This window comes from Saccharibacillus deserti, assembly GCF_013618475.1.
Lineage (GTDB): Bacteria > Bacillota > Bacilli > Paenibacillales > Paenibacillaceae > Saccharibacillus > Saccharibacillus deserti.
In genome coordinates, this window is sequence record NZ_JABJVN010000016.1 from 1 (window position 1) to 3,350 (window position 3,350).

2 protein-coding genes and 1 pseudogene are annotated in these 3,350 nt (G+C 54.6%); 1 reads left to right on the top strand and 2 read right to left on the bottom strand.

Annotation, left to right across the window (positions count from 1 at the left end):
- Positions 1 to 327: 327 nt before the first annotated feature.
- Both HOP44_RS22965 and HOP44_RS23085 read right to left on the bottom strand, forming a co-directional pair.
- Positions 328 to 673, bottom strand: a pseudogene (locus HOP44_RS22965) (IS5/IS1182 family transposase); the annotation flags it as partial.
- Positions 670 to 798, bottom strand: a complete 129-nt coding sequence (locus HOP44_RS23085; RefSeq protein WP_281367832.1) for a hypothetical protein — start codon at positions 796 to 798, stop codon at positions 670 to 672. The gene HOP44_RS23085 and the pseudogene HOP44_RS22965, both read right to left, overlap by 4 nt.
- A gap of 291 nt (positions 799 to 1,089) precedes the next feature.
- Between HOP44_RS23085 and HOP44_RS22565 the strand changes: the two genes are divergently transcribed.
- Positions 1,090 to 3,350, top strand: a 2,261-nt coding sequence (locus HOP44_RS22565; RefSeq protein ID WP_172257633.1) for a DUF8202 domain-containing protein, incomplete at its 3' end; no start/stop codon positions are given.

The following is a 3,350-nucleotide window of genomic DNA, read 5'->3' on the forward strand; positions in this document are numbered from 1 at the left end:
CACGGGTATGTGAGCCGCAGCGAAGGCGGAGAAGAATGGGTATCCGCTGACTAAGCCAAGTCCAACGAAGTCCCCGCTCGGAGCAATCCGGGCGGGGACTTTTTTTAAAAAAAGATCGATTCGGACGAAAGGAAGCGGGCAGATGAGAGCACTGCTGGTAAATAATGAAAAATTGGCGCTTCTGCACCTGAAAAATATGCTGGAGCAGCAGAACGGGGTTCGGGTCGCGGGTATGTTCAGCGATGCGAATCAAAAAAAGCTTTCCGGTAACGTTCTCGGAAAGTTCAGAGTGTCGAGAAATCCTGCTTTCCAAACGGAGCGTGGGGTTTCTTTGGCATCTGCAAAGCTTCGCTCAATACTCTCTTTTCGTTTGCGGTACATCTTTTTGCCGGAGCGGCTCAACTGGTTTGCCTACATTTTTTCGGCAGTTTACCGAGCGGGTACACGTCTTCAGCAGCGGAACTTGGCTTTCGGAAACAGACCTTTCACAGGTTGGAATCTCAGGTGCGCAATCACGCCATAAATCTGGCGTTCTTCGAGTCCTCGGCAAACCGGGTTTGTCAAATAACCGGTATCCAGCGCGATACCTTCTACCTGCAAGTCGGAATCGCTCACGCTGCCGGTCCAGGCGCGTCAAATACAGCACGGAATCATGCACGTTCCCGGCCGTCACATCATCCGCTTGAAATGATGCTCCGAGCACAGCGCGATCCGGGAGGCTTTTCCCAGATCGATCTCGCCGTCCAGATTGCGTTCGATATAGGCCATCGCTTCGTTCATCCTGTTGGGATGGTTCACCGCATTCCCTTCCTTGTCGTTTAAGATACCGGATTGCGAACGCCGCTGCCCGACCTTTTGCGTTCAGGTTTGGCCGCAGGGTCTTGGGCCTGATCAGGAGCTTGTATATTTTTTGTAAATGTACGCCTGTTATTCTTGGGAAGAAAGCGGCACCTGAAGTCTACATACTTTTTTTATAGGCGCGACGGTGGGGCTGCAAATGGATTTTTGGCGCGTGGATAGATAGGAAGGTGTCATCAGATTCAACAAGGAGGCAGAATGAACTTGACAAGAGAAAAAAGCAGGTCTGGGTTGAACAAACCCTTTAAAATGATGTTGGCGGCGACACTGGTGTCGGGCAGTTTTTCGGTGATCGGAGCACCGGAGGCGGCAGCGGCAAGTCCATACCCCGGAGGCGGCAGCGGGGAGCATCTGGTTACCTGGCTTAAGGCGAATGATGGCGTTCAACAGTCGGAAGGTACATTGGAGGATTGGGAAGACCGCTCTTCGGACCCCGTGGATTATACGTTAGCAGGTCCTGCGGACAAAACGCCGACCTATTCGCAGAGCGGGATCAACTTCAACCCGGTCGTCTCGTTCAATAACCCGGCGACCGCCGGACATTACGCGGCTTCGAGCAAGTTGGAAGGTAATAAGCCGATTAAGATCGCTTCCGGATATACGGTATTCCAGTGGTCGGCATCCGGCAATAATTATGGAGCGCTGATCGGATCGACCGTCAAAAACGGAAACTACGGACAGACCTTCCTCGGGAACTATGGCAACCGGATCGCGACAGGCGACGGGCATAACGGAGTTTACAATTTATTGAATCCCATAGTCGAACCGCTTGCCGCTCCTCATTTGGCCGGGTATCACATTCAAGGTCCCGAGGTTGAGAAACATGCCGGCATGATCGACGGGGTCAGCAAGCAGGTGCAGCCGAAGACAGCCGGAGGCCTGGATATTGCGCCCCTTCAACTTACACCAGCAATCGGGGCTACCGGCCTTGGCGGAGACGGAAGTAACTGGTACGGGTATAGGGGCTCGGTTGCAGAAATCGTATTGTTCGACGAAGTACCGGATGCCGCCATGCAGGCCAAGATCGAATCTTACCTGGCGCTGAAGTACGGAATTACGCTAAATGAAGGCAAGAGCGATTACGTGGACAGCAGCGGCGCTGCGTTCTGGGACGACGCGAACAATGTGGGATACGGCAATCGGATTACCGGCATCGGCCGGGATGACCAACAGGCGCTGATGCAAAAGCAGTCCAAGTCTCAGCATGAAGATGCGTTAATTACATTGGCGCTTGGCGGCGAAATTGCGAAGTCCAATGCGCAAAACGCGGCCGATTTCACGAACGACAATTCGTTCTACCTGTTTAGCGACGACGGAAAAAGTATCGCATACAGCGAAAACGTCTCGTATACGAGCGACCCGGGTGCAGCACCCCTCAAACGGATGGAACGCATTCACAAAGTTGATTCGTACAATTGGACGGACTCTATCACGTTGAAGATCGACAACGCCCAAGGGAATCCGGGCGAAAAGCATTATCTGGTCATCGGCAAGCAGGATGATTTCGCCGATGCGACTTTCCTGCCTTTGAGCGAAGACGGGCAGATTACGCTGAGCGGCGGCGAACTTGCCGACGGCCGTTTCTTCACCTTCGCCCATACGGACAAGACAGCCCTGACGACGAAAACTTCCGCGATCGCGGCTGAATTGTCCGGCGGAGCGTTGAATTCGGAAGATTACACGCCTGACAGCTGGAACGCCCTTCAAACGAAGTTGACGACGGCACAGGCTGTAGTTGGCAATCCGGAATCCACGCAAGCCATGATCGATCAGGCTCTTAAGGAATTATCCGAGGCCTACGACGGTCTGCAGCTGCAGGGAGTCTCTTTTGACAATGCCGTTCTGGAAAAAGGAGCTTCGGGTTCGCGTGTCGCGATCACTCTCGATCGCGGCGTAACCTTCGACGGAGAGACGCCTGCCGGCTTCACGGTTCGCGTCGGCGACAAAGACATTTCGATTCCGCCGGCCAACATCAAGGTCGATCCGCTGGATTCGAAGCGTGTTCTGATCGATCTTCCGGCCGATCTGGACCTGACGAATATCGATCAGATCGGGATCGGATACGATTCCGCGACAGGCAGTCTGCAAGGTGTGAACGGTGGAGCCGTAGGCAGCTTCAACGAAACGGCCTACAGCGGATTCGGAGCGGCACTTACGATCACGCAGCCGGATACAGTGACAGGCGTCGTTTACGGCGGCGAACCCCTCTTCACGGGAACAACCGATCCGGAAACCGAATCGTTGAAAGTGGTCATCCGTGACGCACAGGGCCAGATCGTTTCGGGAGCGGGCGGCGATGCGAGTATCGATCCGTCTACCGGAGCCTGGAGCTTCCCTTCGGAGCAGTCGCTTCCGCCGGGAACGTACACGGTAGAAGTGACGGCTGTAAAAGGCGGTGAGACTGCGGTCAAGACTCGCACGTTCACCGTCGTCGACAAAACGGCTCTCCAGCAGCGTCAGGACGCGATCATCGGCGAGAACCTGAACGGTTC